General features: G+C 68.4%; 1 protein-coding gene. It reads right to left on the reverse strand.

The window, feature by feature from the left end; genetic code table 11:
* Positions 1-303 (reverse strand): DUF4426 domain-containing protein (locus ACEWB7_RS17995; RefSeq protein ID WP_411581089.1); only part of this gene is annotated, 303 nt, incomplete at its 3' end.
* Positions 304-430 lie beyond the last annotated feature (127 nt).

The raw sequence follows: 430 nt of genomic DNA on the forward strand, positions 1-430 counted from the left end.
GTTGTAGATGGCGCCTTCCTCGCTGACTCGGCGGAACTCCAGGGGGATGACCTTGCCGGTCAGGTCCTTGGCCGAGCCGGTCACGGCGGCCTCTACCGGCTTGCCTTTCTCCATCGGCACCACGTTGATCACGCCCTGCGCCTTGCTGCGTACCCGGCCGACCGCGCTGGCCACGTTGGGCTGGAGGAAGCTGGAGTTGAACACGTGGTAGTGGACGTCCAGGTCGCCGAAGCGCTGCACCTGCTCGGCGAGGACCGGCAGGCTCAGGCAGAGGCCGAGGACGAAAGCGGTGAAGCGGCGCATGATGGTTTCTCCTGAAAGGTGGCATGGACGTTGTCCATGGTCTGCTGCCGGCGGCCTTGGCCGGCTTCGGCAGCGCTCTCCCGAGGACGAGCGGAGGGGCGCCCGGCCCTGGCCCGCAGCCTGGCGC

Source organism: Acinetobacter sp. NIOH-H-8 (assembly GCF_046635365.1).
Classification (GTDB): Bacteria; Pseudomonadota; Gammaproteobacteria; order Pseudomonadales; family Moraxellaceae; genus Acinetobacter.